The sequence below is a fragment of the Fusobacterium mortiferum ATCC 9817 genome (assembly GCF_000158195.2).
Taxonomy (GTDB): domain Bacteria; phylum Fusobacteriota; class Fusobacteriia; order Fusobacteriales; family Fusobacteriaceae; genus Fusobacterium_A; species Fusobacterium_A mortiferum.
Genome location: NZ_GL987988.1, coordinates 683,882 through 705,746, shown reverse-complemented (window position 1 = coordinate 705,746; position 21,865 = coordinate 683,882). Strand labels below are relative to the sequence as shown.

The 21,865-nt window shown below is 29.6% G+C and carries 21 protein-coding genes; 3 read left to right on the top strand and 18 right to left on the bottom strand.

Annotated elements, in window-relative coordinates; genetic code table 11:
- Positions 1 to 425: 425 nt before the first annotated feature.
- The 4 genes from fomA to FMAG_RS04330 all read right to left on the bottom strand — a co-directional run bounded on the left by fomA (position 426) and on the right by FMAG_RS04330 (position 6,028).
- On the bottom strand, positions 426 to 1,502 hold the full coding sequence (gene fomA / locus FMAG_RS04345; RefSeq protein ID WP_005884391.1) for a major outer membrane protein FomA: 1,077 nt from the start codon (positions 1,500 to 1,502) through the stop codon (positions 426 to 428).
- A 470-nt stretch (positions 1,503 to 1,972) separates the two neighbouring features.
- Entirely contained in the window at positions 1,973 to 2,845 is an 873-nt protein-coding gene (locus tag FMAG_RS04340; RefSeq protein WP_005884390.1) for a hypothetical protein, read from the bottom strand.
- A 474-nt stretch (positions 2,846 to 3,319) separates the two neighbouring features.
- Entirely contained in the window at positions 3,320 to 4,963 is a 1,644-nt protein-coding gene (locus FMAG_RS04335) for an AAA family ATPase (protein ID WP_005884389.1), read from the bottom strand.
- A 144-nt stretch (positions 4,964 to 5,107) separates the two neighbouring features.
- On the bottom strand, positions 5,108 to 6,028 hold the full coding sequence (locus FMAG_RS04330; protein ID WP_005884388.1) for a hypothetical protein: 921 nt from the start codon (positions 6,026 to 6,028) through the stop codon (positions 5,108 to 5,110).
- A 323-nt stretch (positions 6,029 to 6,351) separates the two neighbouring features.
- Between FMAG_RS04330 and FMAG_RS04325 the strand changes: the two genes are divergently transcribed.
- On the top strand, positions 6,352 to 7,488 hold the full coding sequence (locus FMAG_RS04325; protein ID WP_005884387.1) for a cyclically-permuted mutarotase family protein: 1,137 nt from the start codon (positions 6,352 to 6,354) through the stop codon (positions 7,486 to 7,488).
- A gap of 472 nt (positions 7,489 to 7,960) precedes the next feature.
- On the opposite strand, the gene gltX is transcribed toward FMAG_RS04325, so the two are convergent.
- From gltX to FMAG_RS04270, 11 genes are all read right to left on the bottom strand, one after another.
- Positions 7,961 to 9,475, bottom strand: coding sequence for a glutamate--tRNA ligase (gene gltX / locus FMAG_RS04320; protein ID WP_005884386.1), 1,515 nt, complete (start codon positions 9,473 to 9,475; stop codon positions 7,961 to 7,963).
- A 311-nt stretch (positions 9,476 to 9,786) separates the two neighbouring features.
- A protein-coding gene (gene prfB / locus FMAG_RS04315; protein WP_187073658.1) for a peptide chain release factor 2 occupies positions 9,787 to 10,888 on the bottom strand; the annotation gives its coding sequence in 2 pieces (ribosomal slippage) (positions 9,787 to 10,815 and positions 10,817 to 10,888; 1,101 coding nt in all).
- Positions 10,889 to 10,897: 9 nt separating this feature from the next.
- Entirely contained in the window at positions 10,898 to 11,353 is a 456-nt protein-coding gene (locus FMAG_RS04310; RefSeq protein WP_005884382.1) for an NADH-quinone oxidoreductase subunit NuoE family protein, read from the bottom strand.
- Positions 11,354 to 11,355: 2 nt separating this feature from the next.
- Positions 11,356 to 11,724: a holo-ACP synthase gene (gene acpS, locus FMAG_RS04305; RefSeq protein ID WP_005884379.1), complete on the bottom strand. Its 369-nt coding sequence runs from the start codon at positions 11,722 to 11,724 to the stop codon at positions 11,356 to 11,358.
- A gap of 1 nt (position 11,725) precedes the next feature.
- On the bottom strand, positions 11,726 to 12,550 hold the full coding sequence (locus FMAG_RS04300; RefSeq protein ID WP_005884378.1) for a putative RNA methyltransferase: 825 nt from the start codon (positions 12,548 to 12,550) through the stop codon (positions 11,726 to 11,728).
- A gap of 9 nt (positions 12,551 to 12,559) precedes the next feature.
- A complete protein-coding gene (locus tag FMAG_RS04295; RefSeq protein WP_005884376.1) occupies positions 12,560 to 13,318 on the bottom strand; it encodes a TatD family hydrolase in 759 nt (252 codons plus the stop codon).
- Between the two features lies 1 nt (position 13,319).
- Positions 13,320 to 13,943, bottom strand: a complete 624-nt coding sequence (gene catA / locus FMAG_RS04290) for a type A chloramphenicol O-acetyltransferase (protein WP_005884374.1) — start codon at positions 13,941 to 13,943, stop codon at positions 13,320 to 13,322.
- A 241-nt stretch (positions 13,944 to 14,184) separates the two neighbouring features.
- A complete protein-coding gene (gene hslO / locus FMAG_RS04285) occupies positions 14,185 to 15,072 on the bottom strand; it encodes an Hsp33 family molecular chaperone HslO (protein WP_005884372.1) in 888 nt (295 codons plus the stop codon).
- Positions 15,073 to 15,090: 18 nt separating this feature from the next.
- Positions 15,091 to 15,612, bottom strand: a complete 522-nt coding sequence (locus FMAG_RS04280; RefSeq protein ID WP_005884370.1) for a ComEA family DNA-binding protein — start codon at positions 15,610 to 15,612, stop codon at positions 15,091 to 15,093.
- Positions 15,613 to 15,622: 10 nt separating this feature from the next.
- Complete coding sequence (locus FMAG_RS04275; protein WP_005884368.1) at positions 15,623 to 17,026, bottom strand: coproporphyrinogen III oxidase; 1,404 nt, start codon at positions 17,024 to 17,026, stop codon at positions 15,623 to 15,625.
- A 12-nt stretch (positions 17,027 to 17,038) separates the two neighbouring features.
- On the bottom strand, positions 17,039 to 18,055 hold the full coding sequence (locus FMAG_RS04270; RefSeq protein ID WP_005884366.1) for a type IV pilus twitching motility protein PilT: 1,017 nt from the start codon (positions 18,053 to 18,055) through the stop codon (positions 17,039 to 17,041).
- A 127-nt stretch (positions 18,056 to 18,182) separates the two neighbouring features.
- On the opposite strand from FMAG_RS04270, the gene FMAG_RS04265 reads away from it, so the two are divergent.
- Both FMAG_RS04265 and FMAG_RS04260 read left to right on the top strand, forming a co-directional pair.
- Entirely contained in the window at positions 18,183 to 18,995 is an 813-nt protein-coding gene (locus FMAG_RS04265; RefSeq protein ID WP_005884365.1) for a Cof-type HAD-IIB family hydrolase, read from the top strand.
- Between the two features lie 2 nt (positions 18,996 to 18,997).
- Positions 18,998 to 19,477, top strand: coding sequence for a GNAT family N-acetyltransferase (locus tag FMAG_RS04260; protein ID WP_005884364.1), 480 nt, complete (start codon positions 18,998 to 19,000; stop codon positions 19,475 to 19,477).
- 253 nt (positions 19,478 to 19,730) lie between these two features.
- On the opposite strand, the gene FMAG_RS04255 is transcribed toward FMAG_RS04260, so the two are convergent.
- The 3 genes from FMAG_RS04255 to FMAG_RS04245 all read right to left on the bottom strand — a co-directional run bounded on the left by FMAG_RS04255 (position 19,731) and on the right by FMAG_RS04245 (position 21,856).
- On the bottom strand, positions 19,731 to 20,561 hold the full coding sequence (locus FMAG_RS04255; RefSeq protein ID WP_005884363.1) for a sulfite exporter TauE/SafE family protein: 831 nt from the start codon (positions 20,559 to 20,561) through the stop codon (positions 19,731 to 19,733).
- Between the two features lie 67 nt (positions 20,562 to 20,628).
- Entirely contained in the window at positions 20,629 to 20,934 is a 306-nt protein-coding gene (locus FMAG_RS04250; RefSeq protein WP_005884362.1) for a cell division protein SepF, read from the bottom strand.
- Between the two features lie 13 nt (positions 20,935 to 20,947).
- Complete coding sequence (locus FMAG_RS04245; protein WP_005884361.1) at positions 20,948 to 21,856, bottom strand: CsgG/HfaB family protein; 909 nt, start codon at positions 21,854 to 21,856, stop codon at positions 20,948 to 20,950.
- Positions 21,857 to 21,865 lie beyond the last annotated feature (9 nt).

Here is a 21,865-nt window from a genome sequence, read left to right as displayed (position 1 = left end):
TATTTATTCTAGAAATATAAAAAAAGAACTTAAATTTATTATCTCTAAAATAAAAAAATATAAATTACAATATACTAAAACTACATTTTATCAACTAGAAATCTGGAAAACATTTGGAATAAATCCTTTCTATTGTTTTAATTGTAAAATTAAAATGAAAGTAAGAAGAATTTCATATTTTAATATATCAAAAGGCTCCATTTGTTGGAAAGAATATTGTTGGTAGCGCTGATTAAAATCAGCTTTTTTGTGTTACAAAAATATTTATTTTTTCTTATTTTATTAAACTTCTAATAGAAATATTAACTAATTCCTTATTTTTCTCTTAAAAAGTCAAATTATAATTTCCTTATGTATAAAAAAGTACCTGCTTTTACACAGGTACTAAAAATTCTTATTTAATTTTTTATGCTATTAGGATAAAACTAGAATGCTACGTTGAATCCTAATGCAGCATATGGTTGCCATCTCCAGTTAGTAGCATCATGTTCAGCTGTAACTGCAAAGTTTCCATACTCTGCTCCTAAAGTTCCATAAACTGAAACAAATTCAGTTGCTTGATATGTAGCAGTAATCCATTGGTCAGCTTTTAAATAATAAGCTCTATCATGAGTTCTCTTATTATAAGCATTATATGGATCATATCCCCACTCAGTTCCTAAATCAACACTCCATTTATCTTGAGTATATAAATTTGCATTATAATGTAAGTATAACTCTACATCAGTTTCTATATTATCTTTGTATGTATCAGGAGCTGTTCCTTGAGATGTTCCATAAGCTAAATAAGTATTATAAATATTTAACTCAATATCAAATCCATATGGGAATAAGTGTTTAGTTTCAATATCAAATCCATATCTTTGACTATAATCAGCATCATTTCCTTGTCCCCATCTATATCCAACTTTTGGAGCAACTATAAAATAATCTGTTTTAATAAAATCATTATCAAATAAATATGCTCCAAAATCAAATCTTGCTTGATATTCTACTCTTTGATCATTATCAGTATAATCAAAATACTCAACTCTTGATGCTAAATCAACTTTAGAATCTCCAATTAATCCATGATTATAATAGTATCTTAATCTTGTTTCAGTTCCAGTTTTTTCTTGATTTGGTCTAACTGGATTTGATGATGCATCTTGTAAATCATTGTAATCTCTTACTCTGAATTCAAATCTTTGGTTTTCAGTCATATTAACTGCTCCAGCAAGTTGTAATCTTGAATATTTATTTGCACCATTCCATGCACCATTATCTTTAGTTTCATTTAAATCATAATCTTGCCCTTCAGTTTCACCATAATATTTGTACTCTAATCCAATATTTCCATTTGGTCTGAATCCTTCTTCTTTATCTCTGTATACGATTACTTCTTTCTCTACTATTTGAACTGGAGCTTCCTCTACTACTACTGGAGCTGGTACAACTTCTTTAGCTGAAGCAGCTGCAGTTACTACTAATAAAGAACCTAATAAAAGTGCTAATCTTTTCATAATTATCTCTCCTTTTTTCATAAATTTTTCTCAAACCCATCACATAATGTGTCTGATATTCTCCCGTTGATATAAATATACCTTATTTTCCTTGATTTGTAAATAGTTTTTTTTATTATTTTATTTTTCAAACACTGATTTTTTCAATATTTTTAATCTAACTACCCTTTCAAATCCTTATTTATAGCCAATTTTGTCAAGTTTATTTTTTTTATTAAGTTGAAAAAACTTTTTTATTTTTTTATTATATGTTTCATTTTTAATTAATACTTATTTTATTTTACTAAATAAAAACAGGGATTGACCTATGTTAAGTCATATAGCCAATCCCTTTTTCATTTTTTTATATATTTTATACCATTTTATTAGTTTTTTAAATTTATTAAGAACTTTTTATAAAATTTCTTCAATTTTTTATGGTATATTTTTAATTTTAAATCCCACTAATTATTTTTTAGATTATTTTATAACTAGAAATTATAAGTCCATCCAATTCCAAAATCTGTATAATTTTCTTTAGAGTGATCATCTGTATATCCATTTTCTGTTTTCCATTCTCTAAATTCATATCCATAGTATCCATAAACTGTTAAAGCATCTGATACTTTATATGATGGTTTAATATAAAGTCTATTTCTTCCAAATTCATCATAATGTCTATAAGCTGGTTCTTTTCCTTCAAAACCATAATCAGCAGAAAGTGTGAATCTTCCTTCGAAATTTAATGTTAATTTTTCTCCTTTATATAAAGGGAAATATGCTCTAATTTGATGCTCTATATACTCATCATTTTTTGCTCCATTAACTTCGTCTGTATTTCCTACTGTAAAGTTATAGTTTAAGAAATATCCAACTTTTAAATTTCCAAATTTTACTCCTATTGGGAATACTTCTGTTTTTATCCAATCATTTTTTCCTGTATTTCCATCTTGGTTAGTTGCTTCATACCAAACATCTCCTGATGACCAGAACCAATTATTTGAATAATCCCATCTTACATAATGTCTATCATACTCATCTTGTGCTCTTAATCTATACCCAATTTTAAAATTATCTGCTACTTTTTTCCATACATCTATTTGTAATCTAGCATTAGTAGAATCTAATCCTCCACCATGACCATCATATGACCAGAATTTTCCTCCAGTAACTCCAAATGTATAATCACCATATTTTAATCCAACAGTATTTCCAAAGAAAATACTATCTAAATCAGGTCCACTTGCTTCATTTTCTATTTCTATCTCTTGATTAAAATGAGTTACTTCTAATTTTGGTGTTTCTGCCATAGCTCCTACTGAAATAATTCCCATAGCTGCTAATAATAATGCTAATCTTTTCATAATTTTATCCTCCCAAATTTTCTTTGAAATATTCTATGAAGAATTTATGTCTCCCAACTCATATTTTCCTCACAAATTAATCATAAACTATTTTTTTTAAAAAATCAAGTATTTTTTTTATTTTTTTTGTTTTTTTTACAATCATTTTACATTTTTTTTACACTATTTTAACTATATAACCTTTGTTATACTTATATTTATCTAATACAAGTCATTTGTTCATAATTTTCTATTTCACAGCTATAGTGTGTGTGTAATATAATCTTCTTGTACTAATTCTACTTGTATTATTTTCCTTCAGCTTTTTGCTTATAGCCCCTATATTTTTTTATCGAGAGTCTCTCAATAATTTTGTTAGCTTCCTCTCCATATTTTCTTTTGCCCTCTCCTCTTTTTTGAATTATTCCTACAAAAAAAGATGAGTCCACAAGAATTTTTAGACTCATCTCAAAAATTTTTATTCCTATCTTAATTTTATTTTTTATACCCTATCACTTTAAAATTTCTTTGATAGAATGACATTCCTACTAAGATAATATTTTCTATTCCTTTATCTCTTAACTCCACATCATATTTTTTACTCTCTATCTGTGCTAAGGCTTCTTCGCTTACTCTTACTAACTCTTCCTCATTTTCTGCTACCTTGAGCTCTATTATCAAGGCATTCTTTTCTTTGCTCTTATCTCGTGGTTCTATCATCAAATCATATCTTCCTCTCCTGCTCTCCCTATTTGAACGTACATAATATTTTCTTCTTAATCCCAACAACATTCCCAAGATAAATACATGATAATGGCTCTCCTTTGAACTTGAGTTAAAATCAAAACAACTTACATTTGTCAGCATAATATTTTCCAACTCATAGCTAAACTCTTCTAGATTTCCCTCTAATAGATACTCTAATGCCTTATCAAATCCATCTATACTTCCTAAAAAATTACTAATAAAATCTCTCTCAAAGAAATAGTGTACCTCTTCATTTGGTATCTTGATACTGTACTTTCCAAAATCTACCTCTTCTACTGGGGTTAAATATCCTGCATTTGTCAATAGATACCATATTTGCTCTGGATTTTTCAACTCATCAAAGTTTGAATATATATCTATTGTTTTATTTATAGTTTCTCTCTGAAATAGCTTTGATAACTCATCAAATATTAAACTATTTACTTCTCTTAAAACTTTATTTATCAAGCTATTACTTGAAGTATTTACCCAGTATGGCATTATCCTCTTTCTATCCAAAAAATTAGTTATACTAAAGGGATTATACACTCTTACTCCCCCAAAGTTATATCCATTATACCACTTTTGTACCTCTGGCAATCTCTCTTCTAGTTGATATTCCCTCAGAGAATTCTCTACCTCTTTCTCTGTTATCCCAAAATACTCTGCAAAATTTTCCTCCAGTATTGAGTTTACTTTGACATTATTCAATCCAGAAAATATATTTTCCTTAGATATTCTCATTATTCCAGTGAGTACCGCCTTCTTTAGAAAAGGATTTTCTTTCAAAGCACTCCCAAACAGTCCTGTAAAAAAATTCTTTACCTCATCATAATATCCACCCTCATAAGCTGATACCATTGGTGTGTCATATTCATCTATCAACAAAATCACATCTTGTTTGTAATACTCTTTTAAACATTTTGATAAAAAAATTAATGAACTACTGTAATCCTCTTCTTCTCTTTTCCAAATCCTATCAAAAATCTCTATGTTTCTCTCATCTAGACTCTCTCTAATATATTTATATTTCTCAAATAAGTCTGAAATAACTGACTTTATACATACAAACATCTTTTCAACATTGTCTGCCTTAATATCCTTAAAAGATAAAAATATTACTGGATATTTCCCTTGCTCCTCTATTACTGAAGAATTTTCTATATACAAACCTTCAAAAAGTTTTCTATTATTTTCTTTGTTCTCTATATCAAAAAAATATTTTAACATTGACATATTTAATGTCTTTCCAAATCTTCGTGGTCTTGTTATCAATTGAACTTTTGTTATATCTTTTACTATATCTTCTATAAATTTTGTCTTATCTACATAAAAACTCTTCTCTGTTATCAGCTCTTTAAAATCTGATAATCCTATACCTATCCCTCTCATTTTTCTCCCTCCTTCTCCCATATCCAACTATATTATATCATTTTCTCCCAAAAATAAAAAGATGTTAAAGAGTTTCATCTCCTTAACATCTTCTGTATTTTATTGTGATTTCTAATCACATACTAGGGTTTCTATATTATCAAATTAGAAAGTATATCTCCATCCAACTAAGATATCTTGATAGTTTTCTTTTCCTGCTCCAGCATAGAACTCTCTCTTATCTCCTTCTTGATAGTCGAAATCTCTCCACTCATAAGCATATTGTCCATAAACATTTAAGCTTTCTGTAACTTTATAATCAAATTTTACATAAAGTCTTGTTCTTCCAAAAGAATCATATTCTCTATATCCTGCATGCTTATCTGCTCTATCTTTTCCATCATTATTCCAATCTTGTTCTTCAGCTATTGTAAATCTACCTTCAAAAGATAATCCTAATTTTTCTCCTTGATATAGTGGTGCATATAATCTAATTTGATGTTCCATCTCTGATTCATAATGATTATCTGTTGCTTCTGAACTTCCTAAAGCTCCATAATATTGGAAATAATATCCAACTTTAACTGGTCCTACTTTAACTCCAATAGGTAAAGTTTCTGCTTTTATATAATCAGGTGTTCCATTTTTTCTTCCTACATCAGAATCATCATTATTTGATTCATACCATACATCTCCCCAAGAGAAGAACATGTTGTTGCTTCCATTGTAATCCCATCTTGCATAGTATCTATCATAATCATCTTGAAGTCTTAATCTTGTTCCTAATTTTAAATCTGGAGTTACTTTTTTCCACACATCCATTTGAAGTCTTCCATTATCACTGTGAGCTCCATCTCCATCAAAATCTACTGACCATTGTTTTCCTGCTGTTAATCCAAATTGCCAATCTCCATATTCTAAGTTTACATTATTCCATAGCCATACATCATCAAATGTTTGATTTCCATTTTCGTTTTCTATTTCGATTTCTTGTCCAATGCTTGTTACTTTTAATGTTGGTGCTTCCGCCATAGCTCCTACTGAAACTATTCCCATTGCTGCTAATAATAATGCTAATCTTTTCATATTATTCCCTCCATAATTCTTTCATTGCTTCCCAGCTAAGCCAATTTTATGAAATAAATGTGATAATAAATTACAATTTTTATGTTAAAATATTATTTTTTTGAACTTAATTTCAACATATTTTTTTCACTAAAGTATTTCTACCCTATATTTTTTCTATATTTTCATCACTATATTTACAAATTATTTTCCCTTAATTTTTTTATATAAAATGTACTTTTTTTAAAATAATTGTTGACTTACAAAATAAAATGAGGTATCATAATATTGTAAAAAGTAATGTTCACGAGTACAAAAATGTTTTTATTTGATGGAGGGGTATCATGAAAAAAATTTTATTTGCTGCAATAGTATCATCACTTATCTTAGCTGGATGTTCATCTACAAATGTTGTTGAGAGAAAAAATGTAGATAGAAAAATCACTTGGGAAGTAGGAGGACATTTACCAGCACAAAAAGGATATGAAAAAAATATAGGTACAGCTGGTGTACTATATGGTTCTCTTGAAGGAAAATACATAGTTGTTGGTGGAGGAGCTAATTTCCCTATAAAACCTGTTGCTCAAGGTGGACCTAAATTTTTATACTCAGATGTTTATGTATTAACAGAAAATAATGGAGAGGTTACAGTTGTAGAGCACACTAACCTACCTCACGAAATAGGATACGGAGCTTCTGTTACTACTCCTACAGGAATTTACTATATAGGTGGAGCAGCTAATGCTGAGCAAGATAACGATATCTGGTTCTTATCGATGAAAGATGGAAAATTAGATATGAAAAAAGTTGGAGATTTACCTTTCACATTCCAAAATGGTGGAGCTGTTGAAAAAGATGGAAAACTTTATGTACATACAGGTAAACAAGCTGGACAGGCTTCTAATAAATTCTACTCTTATGATTTAACTACTCAAGAAGTTAAAGAATTAGCTCCAGTTCCTGGAGAAACTAGAACTCAATCTGTTTCTCAATTATTAAATGGAGAGCTATATGTATTTGGTGGAGGAAACTCTAAAGCATTTGTAGATGGATACAAATATAATTTTGAAACTAATACTTGGACAGAAGTTGCTCCAGTTATAATCAATGGAAAAGAAGTATCAGTATTAGGAGCTAACTCTGTAAAATTAAATGAAAGTGAAATGATGGTAATTGGTGGATTTGAAAAACAACTTTGGAATGACGCTAACTACTATTTAGGAAACTTAAAAGGTGACGAATTAGCTAATTATAAAGCTGGATATTTCGGAGCTGATCCTTATGAGTTTGGATGGAATAGAGATGTATTAGTTTACAATGCTGATACTAATACTTGGAAAACTATTGGTGAAATTCCATTTGATGCACCTTGTGGAGAAGGGCTAGTTTTATTAGGAAATAAAATATTCTCTATCAATGGAGAAATCAAACCAGGAGTAAGAACTGACAGAGTATTTACTGGAACAATTATAGCTAAATAGGATTATTTTTTTATAAATCTCTCGTGAAAATAACTAGTTATTGTTAATCAATAGCTAGTTATTTTTTATTTTTTCAAATTTTATTCTTGTCTTTTTTTCATATTTAAATACTTATTTTTTCTTAGAAAAGAAAAAGAGATAGAGTTGACAACTAGGGTAATCAACTCTATCTCTGGGGGAGAGATTTTTATGTCTTTATATATTAATGTTATTATTAGCGTTTTTCCCTCTTGGGAGAGAGGGAATATATTTTATTGGGGAAAGTTTATGAAAAAATTATCATTATTATTATACTATTTAGACTTTATTAGTTATAAAAAAGTTTAAATATTTTTTATTTTTTTATAAGTAATTTACTTTTTTCTTATCTTTTATTACTTATACTATTTAGACTCAAGTAGTCTAAAAAAAGTTTAAAAGTTTTAAAAAAATTTTATAAAAAAACTCCAGCTTTTACACTGGAGATTTTTTATTATAATACATTATATTTTTCTATCATAGTTTTCATTCTATTTAATGTTCTTGTTTTTCCAATTATAAATAGAACGTTGTATAGGTCAGCACCTCTAGCTTGTCCTGTTATTACAGCTCTAAGTGGCATATAAACCTTAGCTGGTCCCTCTCCTATCTCTTCTAAAGTAGAGTGTAACATCTCTTTAGCTTCCTCGATAGTGAAATCTTCTTTTTCCCAAGCTTCAAGTTTTTTCATAAATAATTTTATAGACTCTTTTCCAACTGGGTCAAGTATAGACTCATTAAGTTTTTCTACACTTTTTCTCTCTTTTTTATTCATATCTTCAGTTACTACTGGAAGTTCAAATGTATCTTCAAAGTATACTGCAGATTCTTTAGCTATCTCTTTTAATGTTTGAGCTGATTCTCTTAAGATTTCTACTATCTTAACAAGAGCTCTATATTCATGCTCAGATACCTCTTCTCCTACATATCCTAATTGTCTAAAGAAAGGTATAGCTAAGTCTGTTAACTCATTTATATCTTTCATTCTCATATGATGATTGTTTACCCAACCAAGTTTTACAAGGTCAAATACTGGTCCTCCTAGAGAAACTTTATCTATGTTGAAGTTATCAACAAACTCTTGTAATGAGAATATCTCTTTATTTTCTCCAAATGAGTATCCCATTAATCCTAAGAAGTTTACTATTCCCTCTTTTAAGTATCCCTCTTCTTTATACCATATTAATGACACAGGATTTTTTCTCTTAGATATTTTTGTTCTATCAGCATTTCTAAGTAATGGCATATGGATAAACTCTGGTTGCTCCCATCCAAATGCTTTATATAATTGAATATGTTTAGGTGTAGAAGCTATCCATTCCTCAGCTCTTATAACGTGAGTTATTCCCATTAAGTGGTCATCTACTACGTTTGCTAGATGGTAAGTAGGGAATCCATCAGCTTTTAATAATACTTGGTCATCTATTTTATTGTTTTCAAATACTATATCCCCTCTTAATCTATCGTGGATAATTGTTTCTCCTTCATAAGGCATTTTTAATCTTATTACATATGGCTCTCCAGCATCTAATTTAGCTTGAATCTCTTCTGGAGTTAATGAACGACAGTGTCCATCATATCCAGGAGCTTTTCCCATAGCTTTTTGTCTCTCTCTTAATTTATCAAGTCTATCTTGAGTACAGAAACAATAGTAAGCTCCTCCTTGCTCTACAAGCTTTTTAGCATAGTCTCCATATAGGTGAAATCTCTCAGATTGTCTATATGGTCCATACTCTCCTCCTACATCTGGACCTTCTGCATAGTTTAATCCTAACCAGTGAAGAGCATCAAATATCATTTGCTCTGAACCTTCAGTATATCTATTTTGGTCTGTATCCTCTATTCTTAAGATAAACTCTCCATTGTTAGAATTAGCAAATGCTAAGTTGAATAGTGCTATATAAGCAGTTCCAACATGAGGGTCTCCAGTAGGTGATGGAGCTATTCTTGTTCTTACTTTTTTTTCCATTGTATCCTCTCCCATATAAATAATAAATAGTTTTCTCTAAATTTTATCACAATTTTTAATTTTTTTAAAGAGTTATTTCATTTTTTTAAGAAGAAATTGATAATAACCGTATTTCTAAGAAAAGAAAACTCAAAGAATTGTGAAAATTACGGAGAGAAGTTAGATTAACTCAGCGAAACTGAACGCTAAAAAACGCAACTGTTTGAACGAAGTGAGTTTTGCGTTTTTAGTGAAGTAAGCAATAGTTAATCAACTTCTTATAGTATGGAACAATTCTTAGTTTTCTTTTTAAGTTAGCTAAAAGAATTTTTTTATCTATTTTTATTCCATCTTAAATATCCATTAATAAAAATATCAATATCTCCATCCATTACAGCTTTAATATTTCCAGATTCACAATTTGTTCTGTGGTCTTTTACTAATGTATAAGGCTGGAATACATATGAACGTATTTGGTTTCCCCAACCTATATCACTTTGTTCTCCTTGTAACTTTTTAAGCTCTTCCTCTTTCTTTTTCATCTCTAACTCTATTAGTTTAGATTTTAAAAGCTTCATAGCAGTCTCTCTATTACTTAATTGAGATCTCTCTCTTTGGCAAGTAACAACTATGCCTGTTGGGAAATGTGTGATTCTGACAGCTGAGTCAGTCATATTTACGTGTTGTCCCCCTGCTCCACTAGCTCTATATGTATCTATTCTAATATCTGATGGGTCGATATTTACCTCAATACTATCATCTACCTCTGGTACTACCTCAACTGAAGCAAAGGAAGTATGTCTTTTTTTATTAGCATCAAAAGGAGATATTCTTACAAGTCTATGTACTCCCTTTTCACTCTTTAGATATCCAAAGGCATTCATTCCCTCTACCATAAAAGTTATTGATTTTATCCCTACGCTATCCCCAGGCATAAAATCCATCTCACTAATCTTATACTTTTTGTCACTACACCATCTTGAATACATTCTATATAGCATATCAGCCCAGTCACAAGCCTCTGTACCACCAGCTCCAGAATGTATAGTAACTATTGCATTATTTGAGTCATACTCCCCGTCTAATAGAAGTCTAGTATCAAAATGTTCTACATCTTTTCCTAAGATAATATGTTTCTCCTCTAGCTCCTCTTGAAAATCAGTTTCTCCCTGTTCTACAAACTCTATTAGTACCTCTTCATTTTCAAGCTCTGCCACCAAGTTTTTAAACTCAGCTACTAGCTCCTTCTCTCCATTCATCTCTTTTATTATAGCTGAACTTGTTCTCTTATCACTCCAAAAGTTATCCTCCATAGTTTTTTTCTCAAGCTCTGCTATCTTATTTTCTCTTTTTTCTAAGTCAAAGAGACCCCCTAATATCTTCTATCTTTTTTTTGTATTCAGAAAACTCTCTCTTTATATCTAGTATATCCAAAATATCCTCCTATAATCCTAATTTTCTTTTTACATCTTGTAAACTCATCAAGCTATAAATCTCTCCATCAATAGAAACATTTGGTCCCTTTGCACATCTTCCAAAGCATCTTTTATTTGAAAGCATAATCTTTCCATCTTTAGAAAGACCATTGCTGTCTACCTCTAATATTTTTACAAGTTCATTGTATATCTCTTGTCCACCAGCTGGTCCACAGCTCATACCAGTACAGACAGCAACCTCTTTTATATTACTTACTCTGTTTCTAAATTTAGGATAAAAATTTATAGTATTTTCAATGGAAATCTCCATAAGTCCTGTCTTATCAGCTATAAATTTTTGGACTTCTTTAGGGATAGAATCAATTTTTTCTATTACAAAATTAAGTATCTTTACATCATCTTTTTTATCTCTAAGGTTTTCAATAAACTCTTCTAATTCTTTATAAAACTCCTTATCTACCATAATTACTCCTCTCTTAAAATAATTGCCACAGCAGTAGCATACTCTCTTGAATGAGAGATAGATAGCTCTACTCTTTTACCTTTCATTTTATCTTTCAAATCATTTTTAAATACTACTAAAGGTTTTCCTATATCATCATTTAATATCTCTATATCTATGAGATTAAATCCTCTTACACCAGTACCCATAGCCTTTGATATAGCCTCCTTAGCTGAAAATCTTCCTGCATAACTAGCAATTTTTCCAGCTCCTTTTTTTTCTATAAGCTCTATCTCAGCCAGTGTATACACTCTTTTTTTAAAGCTCTCATTTTGTATAGCCTTCTCTATTCTAGCTATCTCTACAATATCATTTCCTATACCTAATATCATCTTATACCTTTTCAAATACATCAATATTTACATCAATAGTAATCTCTAAGTTATCTAAAGAGAACAATCTCTCTACTCCATCTTTTGGACTTCTCCACTTATATGGTGTCATATCAAAAAGATTTCTTATACTCTCATTTTCAGTAATAAAAGATTTTCCTGTACAGTTGACAGTTTTACAATGTTTAAATATTTTTAAATCTTCAACTGGAGAGTAAAAATCAGTTCTCACATTTTTATAGACTACCTCTTTTAATTCTATTAAGTGTTTTTCTCCAGTAGAAACTACTATCAACTTTCCACCATTTTTTAAAACTCTCATCTTCTCTTCTGGAACAATTTTAGCAAACATACAGATTACAAAGTCCATACTCTCATCAGCCAATGGAATATTCATAGCACTAGCCACTAGCCAATCTATATTTTTATATGTTTTAGCTGCACTTATGATAGCTTCCTTAGAGATATCTATCCCTATTATATTACTCTCTACTCCTAGATTTTCTAAAAACTTTTTAATATTACCTGTATAATACCCTTCACCACAACCAATATCTAAAATATCTACACTCTTTTTATCTCCTAGATTTTCAAGGATAAGAGAGTTTACTCTATCAGATATTATTTTGTAATAATCTTTTTCTAAAAATCTCTTTCTACTAAGTACCATCTCCTTGTCATCTCCAGGAGTTTTACTATGTTTTTGGTTAGAAAGCAATAGATTTAGATACCCTTGTTTTCCCATATCAAAAGAATGGTTATTTTCACATCTATAAGTTTTTTCATTTCTAATTAAATCTTTTTTACAAACAGGACAAATTATCATTTTTTCCCCTTATATCATCTTATAAGCTTTTTTAGTATTTTCATTAGTAGCTTTAGCTACCTCTTCTACAGAAATTCCCTTTATCTGTGCAATTTTTTCAGCTACATATTGAACATATATAGGTTCATTTCTCTTTCCTCTATGAGGAGTAGGAGCCATATATGGACAATCAGTTTCTAGTATCAATTTATCTAGTGAAATATTTTCTACAACTTTAACTAAAGTTTTAGCATTTTTAAAAGTAAGTACTCCACCTATTCCAAGATAATATCTATCTATTACCTCTTTAGCAGATTCTACTGAACCAGGATAGCAGTGGAATATTCCTCCCACATCTGGAAACTCTTTTAAAATAGTTAAAGTATCTTCCATAGCATCTCTAGAGTGTATTACAACAGGTTTTCCTACACGTCTAGCTAATTCCATCTGTCTTCTAAAAAATTTTTGTTGTACTTCTTTAGGTTGAGTCATCCAGTGATAATCCAGTCCTATCTCTCCTATTGCTAAAACTTTTTTATCACTAGCCAACTCTTCTAACTCTTTTTCTACCTCATCAGAATACCCCTCTATATCAATAGGGTGTACTCCAACTACTGCATATATAAAATCATTCTCATTGGCATATTTTACACTTCTTCTACTACTCTCTATATCATATCCAATATTTACAGCAAACTCTAAATTCTCCTTTATTCTCTCTAAAACCTCTGCTCTATCCTCATCAAATTGTTCATTATCTAAGTGAGCATGCGAATCTATCAACTTCATACTACTCTCCTAATGATTTTCTTAAACTGTCTAAAAATCTACAAAAATGAAATCCATCACAAACAGAATGATGTACCTGTATAGATATTGGCATTAAATATTTTTCTCCATCTTTAAAATATTTTCCAAGAGTAAAAATTGGAAGTAGATATCCATATCCCTTTTGTAGATTGAGATTAAAGCCCTCAAAACTTTCCCAAGGTATCATTGAAATGGGAAAACTGTTTATAGGAGTATTCGGCTTCCCTTCCATCTCCAAATTTTTCCCATATTTTTCAATATCATCTCTATAATTTTTACAAAATACCTCATAATCTTCTGAGTATTCAGTCCAAATATTTGAAAAAGTTTCACTCTCTTTATAAAAAACTGTATAGCAAGGTAACATCTCATCAAAATATCCTACTTTTCCCTCGCTATCTAATACAGTTCTAAACTCTTCATATCTATTTACTATTTTTGTTATATGGTAAAGCATAGTTGGATATATCTTTTTTTGCTCTGTCACTATCTTAGTAACATCTAATTTAGTTGTCATACTATAAGTACAAGGAATATCATCTAAATAGTGTCTATAGTGAGCTTTTCTCTTCCAATTCTCTATATCTATATAGTTAAATTTCATCCTCTTTCTCTCCAATAAATAATATTAAATAATTATTTAGCTTACATATCTTAATGAGAGAAAACTCAAAGAATTGTGGAAATTATGGAGAGAAGTTAGATTAACTCAGTGAAACTGAACGCTAAAAAACACAATAAGTCAAAGACTTAACCCTTGTGTTTTTAGTGAAGTAAGCCATAGTTAAACAACTTCTTGTAGTCTGGAACAATTCTTTGTTTTCTCTTCAAAAAAAGATAAATAATTATTTTAAAATCTCTGAAAAATCTTCCTCTTTAAATTTATATTTTTTTCCACAGAAGTGACACTCTGCTTCTAACTCTTTCTCTTTACTAAATATATCCTTTAATTGCTCTTTTCCTAAAGTTATAAGTCCTCTATAAAATTTATCACTTGAACAATTACAGCTATATTTTACATCTTTTTCTTCTAATATTTCATATGGCTCTACTAATCTTTCATAAGTTTCATCATTCATATCCTCATATAAAAGCTTTGCTATTCTCTTTATATCCATTCCACCAGCCATAAGTTCTGTCATAGGTCTAATAGCTCCTATTTTTTGCTCTAAAGCTGTTATAAATTCATCTTCTGCTCCTGGAAGAAGTTGAATCATATATCCCCCAGCATATTCTACTGTATTTTCATTTTTTAACTTTACTCCCAATGCTATTACAGTTGGAGTTTGTTCAGAGTTATAAAAATAATAAGCTAAATCTTGAGCTATCTCTCCAGAATTTATCTCTGATAATCCTACATATGGCTCTTTTAGTCCCATATCTTTGATTATTTTAAGTATTCCTTGTCCTACTAATCCTCCTACATCTGATTTTCCATTATCTTTTAAAGGGACATCAGCAATTGGATTTGATAAATACCCTTTTACTCCTCCATTGGCATCTGCAGTTACTACCATATTATTTAATAATCCATTTGTATCTGTTCTAAGAGTTAGTACATCATTACCTTTTAATGTACTTCCCATTATTACCCCTGCTGTAAGTAGTCTTCCAAAGGCATCAATAGCTGTCGGACTACACTTATGAATATTTTGTGCCTCTTGAACTATATCAGTTGTATCCACAACAAAAAATCTAGCGTTTTTACTTACTCCTCTTATTAGTTTTCCCATTCTTGTATCACTCTCTTTCTAAAATTTATCATATTTAATAATTGATTTATACTTTCTATAATTTTTTTCACTCAATACTTTCATCAAGTCTAAATTACTATTGATTCTACCATTTTTATTTAGGTATTTTCTAATATCTTTTATCTCTTTTTTATCAAACCCATAGTACTCTAAAAGAGTATCATTAGCTTCATTTATATAAAGAGGTTTTTTCTCTATCTGAGTCTTTATCATAAGTTTTTTTCTTAACTTATCAAAGGTAGCTTGTCCTATTCCTTTTATTCTTTTCAACTCATTTAGATTTTTAAATCCACCTGTCTGCTCTCTATACTCCACAATAAGCCTAGCTAACCTTGTTGTCACTCCAAAATTAGACATCTCCTCTTTAGATGCAGTATTTATATCTAAATACTTACTATTTTCATCTAAAACATTATCACTCATTATTATATCAAAACTCTCATTATTTTCAAAAGGATTTCCATATGTTATACTAAAATTTAAGAAAATAATAAATAAGATTCCTAAAATTTTTTTCATAGAACTCTCCTTATTTTTTTAATTTTAAAAATAAATCTTTCTTAGCTTCCATTCTCTCGCTCATCTCTCTAATATATAGAGCTGGGTCTTTAGGATTTACATATCTTTCAATATAATCTCTATACTCATTTTCAGGTATTACAATCTTAGTGATAGCTCCACCACCTAGTCCCATAGTAGATTGATTTTCTTCTATCATCTCTATGTTAAAAACTGATTCACAGCCAAGTTTTGAGTATCCAATATTCTCTCCCCACTCCATAATATTTTTCTGTCTGTACATATAGTAAGGATGTATATCTTTTTTCTCTACCAATCTCTTTATTGCCTCTGTGATAGTTTTTCCATCTAACTCCACTCTATCTTGGCTCTCCTTAAATAAGTTTGAAGCTCTTTTGAAAGCAAGAGTATGAATTGTCAAGTTCTCTATATCAAATTTTTCCAATTCTCCAAGAGTATATAGTATATCTTCAGTTGTTTCATCAGGAAGTCCTACAATAATATCCATATTTACAATAAATCCTAACTCTTTAGCTTTTTTAAAATATTTTTCAAAGTTTTCTCTATCAAACTTTCTATTTACCTTTCTAAGAGTTTCCACTTTAAATGTTTGAGGATTTAGGCTTATTCTATCCACTCCATATTTTTTAGCTATCTCTAATTTTTCATCAGTTAGAGTATCCTCTCTTCCAGCTTCAAATGTAAACTCTCTTACATCACTCATATCTATATGAGTATTTACAGCTTTCAATACATCTTCTAAATCCTTTTCAATAAGGGTACTTGGAGTTCCTCCCCCAATATATAGAGAAGAGATTTTAAAATTTTCCTCTCTTAAAAACTTTCCTGTAAGCTCTATCTCATCAAGGAGAGTCTTTACAAAATCATTGTAATATCTTCCAACTCCACTTCCTATCTCATATGAAGCAAAAGAGCAGTATTTACACTTTGTTGGACAAAATGGGATTCCAATATATAGATTAATATGTTTTCTATCTAAAAACTCTAACTCTTTTTTTACTATTTCAATAAGTAATTCTATCTTTTCTCTACTTACTAACAAAAACTCTTCCATTATCTTTTTTATCTCTTCATATCCATAACCTAATGCTAAAAGTCTTCTCACTACCTTAGTAGGTCTTACTCCCATTAGTCCACCCCAAGAGTATTTTTTACCAAAGAATTTTAGCATAAGTATCTTTGTCATTGTTATCTCTTGGTCTTCAAATTTTCCATTTTGGTCTGGATATCTAAAGAATTCTACTCTTCCATCTATCTCTAATCTAACTACTATATCTCCATTTTCTCTCTCTATCTCTATATCTAAATTTTTATCCAAAGCCTCAGGAACCATTACCCTTGCAAATTCCTCTATACTTCTATGATTCATTTGAAAATTTGAATTGATTATCACTTTCTCCTCCAACTACCTTAAATTATCTATATACTCTTCTTTGGAAATTATATTTTGAGAATATAAGTCCTCTAAATAATTTCTCATTAAAATCATTCCCATTTTTTTATTACTCTCTATCACACTATCTATTTGATTGAGCTTGTTTCCTAAAATTAAATTCGATACTGCTGGAATAGATAGCAATATCTCATAAGCCCCTCTTCTTCTCTCTTTAGTTCTTACTAATCTTTGACTAACTACTCCCTTTAATGTAGTAGCTAGTTTTACTCTTATCTCATTTTGCTCTTCAGTAGGAAAAACATCTACAATCCTACTTATAGTTTCACTAGCACTATTCGTATGCAATGTTCCTAACACTAAATGCCCTGTTTCACTAGCTGTAAGAGCTGCTGCTATACTCTCTCTATCTCTTAACTCTCCTACCATTATCACATCAGGGTCCTGCCTTAATACACTTTTTAGTCCTTGAGCAAAAGAGTGGGTATCTCTTCCAATCTCCCTCTGTCTAATAAGAGATTTTTTACTCTTAAAAAGATATTCTATAGGATCCTCCAATGTAATGATATTAAGGTTTTTAGTACTGTTTAGCTCCTCTACCATAGAAGCTAATGTTGTGCTTTTACCACTTCCACTAGGTCCTGTTATTAAAATAAGTCCCTTTTTACTCTCTATCAATTTTTTTAATATTTTAGGTAATCCTAACTCTTCCATAGATTTTATACTATTTTCAATGAGCCTTATAGATATTCCAATATTACCTCTCTCCCAATGAAAATTTCCTCTGTACCTTAAATTGTTAGAATCTTCAAAACTACAATCTAACTCCCTGTTTTGATAAAAAATATTTCTTTCTCTCTCACTTAAAACCAAATCTACAATAAGAGATAGAAATCTTTTATTTACAAGCTCATCTCCTATTTTAATAAGCTCGCCATTTACTCTAAATGTTGGTAATTCTCCATATACTAGGTGTATATCTGATGCTCTTTGTTCCCTTGCTGATGTTAAAAGTTCTTCAAATAACATATTACCCCTCCATTTATTCAGTTAGTGTGTAGACTTTACTCTATATTATACCATTTATTCTCCATTCTTCAAATAGAAAAAAAATTACTAATATGTTATAATAAAAATAAAAAATTGAGGTGGTACTTTGTCTTATAAAATTATTTTTACAGATTTAGATGATACTCTTTTAAATTCAGAGAAAAAAATCTCTCAAATTGATAAAGAAGCTATAATGAAGGCTCAAGAGGCTGGAATAAAATTTGTTCTTGCTTCTGGTAGACCTACTTTTGCTATGTATGATTTAGCTAAAGAGTTAGAGCTTGAAAAATATGGAAGTTTTATTCTATCTTTCAATGGTTCTATCATTACAAATTGTAAAAGTGGAGAGCATATTTTTGAAGAGAGTCTTACAAAAGAGGATTTACATTTGATGTACGACTTTGCTAAGGAAAACAGTTGTCATATCCTTACATATATTGATGATGAAATTATTTCTGAAACAGAAAGTGAATATATAGACGTAGAGGTTACTCTTACAAAAATGCCTCACAAAATTGTTAAAAATTTTAAAGAGGCTGTAAATAAACCAGCAGTAAAATGTATGATATTAGAAGAACCAAGTTATTTAAAAGAGGTAGAGAAAAAATTAAAAGAAAAGTATGGAGATAAATATAGTATAGCTATCTCTAAACCTTTTTTCTTAGAGGTTACAAAACTTGGAGTAGACAAGGGAGTTGCTCTAAAAAATTTAGTAGAAACTCTTGGTATGAAGATAGAAGAAAGTATTGCTGTAGGAGATTCATATAACGATTTACCTATGCTAAAAGCTGCTGGACTAGCTGCTTGTGTTGAAAATGCCAATGAGGATATCAAGAAAGTTTGCTCTTTCATATCTAAATCTAATGATGAAGGTGGAATGGCTTATTTAATTGAAAATTTAATTTTTAATAAGAGGTAAAAATGAAGATTAGATTATTAATAGAAAAAGATATAGATGAGATGGCTAAGCTTTATGTTAAGAGCTGGAGAGCTACATACAATGGAATAATTCCAGCTAAAATTTTAGATACTATTACTGTAAAAAAATTCAATCCTATTTGGAAAAATTATATAACAAAGGATAACAATGGTATTTTTGGAGCTTTTGAAGGAGATATTTTTTTAGGATTTGGTGCTTTTACTCCAGATAAAAATATGGAGTCTACTCTTTACTTAGATTCTTTACATATGAAAGATGAATATAAGGGAAAGGGAATAGGAACAAAAATAATAAATCAACTAAAAGATTATGCTAGAGAAAAAGGATACAAAGGTATCAGTGTTTCTGTAATGTGTGGAAATGATAGAGCTAAAAATCTCTATACAAAATTAGGAGCTATTCACTTAAATTACTATACTGGATATGAAATACAATGTGAAAAACTATACTGGGAACTATAAGAAAATTTTAAATTAAAATCTAAAAATAAAACAATTTAATAATTATTCAAATAATATTAACTAAAAAACTCAAAGAATTGTGTAATTTATGAAGAGAAGTTAGATTAACTCAGCGAAATCGAACACTAAAAAATGCAATAAGTCGAAGACTTAACTCTTACATTTTTAGTGAGATAAGCTCGTAGTTAATCAACTTCTTAAAATATGGAACAATTCTTAGTTTTCTTTTTTTTAATCTAAAGCAGATAAATAATCACAACAAAGTTAAGAAAAACGCCTTTATCAATCCACCTACATCTATTCCAAACATAGATTCAGCTATCATTTTCACTAAAACTATTGAAGTTACAATTAAAAACATTGGTTTTATAAATTTAGTTCCCTTTGTAACAGCTGTCTTAGCTCCCAAAGTAGCTCCAAATATCATAATTATTCCAATTGGAACTGAGTAGAAAAAATTAACTTTTCCAAGGAAAATAAATAAGAACATACTAGCAAGATTACTTGTAAGGTTTAAAATTTTTGCATTTCCACTGGCATTAGTAAAATCTAGTTTAAAAATTCTAATCAGAGCAAAAATTAAAAAAGAACCTGTTCCTGGACCAAAAAATCCATCATAAAATCCCATTGTAAGTCCCATCACTCTCCCAGCATTAACATTTCCTTTATTTAATCCTTGGAAATTATTCTCTTCTCCCATTTTTTTATTAACCAAAGTATAGATTAAAACTAAAAGTAATAATACTATCGCTATTGGGTAAAGATATTTTGAATCTATTAATACTACTGTCTTCACTCCCAATAAAGCTCCAACTAAAGAAAATGGCATTATTTTTTTTGAAAGTTCCCAATTGACTTTTCCAGAAGTAGCAAATTTTAAAGCACTTGCCACTGTTCCTATACTTGAAGATACCTTATTAGTCCCTAGAGCTATATGAGGTGGTATTCCAGAAGCTAAATAAGCAGGGACAGTGATAAGCCCTCCTCCACCAGCAACTGCATCTATAAATGCTGCTATAAAACAAGCTATTCCTAAAAATATAAAAGTTCCAATATCTACATTACTTAAAAATTCCTCTAACATCTATCCTCCAACAGTTTTTATTTTTCAAAAAAGTAAGAGTTGCTATATAACAACTCTTTAATTTTTTCTATTTTCTATATATAGGTACTATCTCTTCCTCTTCATCATAACTTTCACTTCTTACTTTATAATCAAGTATGTGATTTTTATTTTTAGGTATAGTACAGAATATATTCTCTCCAGGATTTACTATCTCTCCCTCTTTGATATATACAGCTCCAGAGATATAATCTAATATTCTTTGAGACTCTTTAGCATCTAAGTCCATTAAATTTATATGAACTATCTTATCTTTTTTTATATACTCTACACACTTTTTACAATCTTCATATTTTTTAGGCTTTACAAATACAATATCAAAATCCTTTTCCATAATACTCTCCTTTTTATTTTAATTTTACCACAGCTGGAACTGAAAAGTCTACACCATTATATATTAAAGAAGCAGCTTCATTTCCTATATAAGAATCTACTATTGCAGTTCCTACTAGATTTTCTTCATAACCTAATATTTCCCCTCTATATTCTATTGCTTTTCCTTGCTTATAAACATTCATTTGAGTTCCTATTTTTAGATTATTATCAGAGCCAGAATTAATTATTATTCTTTTTCCATCTTTTTTTACTACAGCAGCTGTCCAAGGCATACTATCTATTTTCTTTACTATTTTTTCTACTCCTTGTATTACAGCAGCTCTAAAAGCTTCTTGTTCAAGGCTTCCATAAGAACCATATGTTCCTGCTCCTAATACTGTTCCAAATTTTACACTGGCACTTCCCTCTCCAGTTTCTGTCCAAACTTTTCCATTTAAAACATCTATTACTTTTAGCTCTATTACAGCTTCAGCTCTTTGCTCTTTACTCTTTGAAAAAAGCGATTTACTTCCAGTAGTATTAAGTTCATACTTAGTAACACTTCCTACTACTATAAAATCTGTATCTAAAAATTTCTGTTTTGCTAAAATTGATTTTTCTCCTAAAGAGTTAGAGAAAGCTAACTCTTCCATTACAGAGTCTAAATCCTCTCTCTCTAATACGTTAAATCTTCCAGAATTAGCAAATTCTGATATTAATATATCCTTTGTTATACTATCTGTTCTTTGAGTACCAAACCTTGTATAATTTTTTACTTTTCCTATAACTACTCTTCTTTTAGGAGCAAGATTCTCTTTATAAGTATTATAATCTCTTAAAGTAGAGATATTATCCTCTTTTTTTACTGTACTTCTTATCTCTTTGTTACTACAACTCACTAAAAATAAAGCAGCTAAAAAAATTCCCATATATTTTTTCATACTTATCAC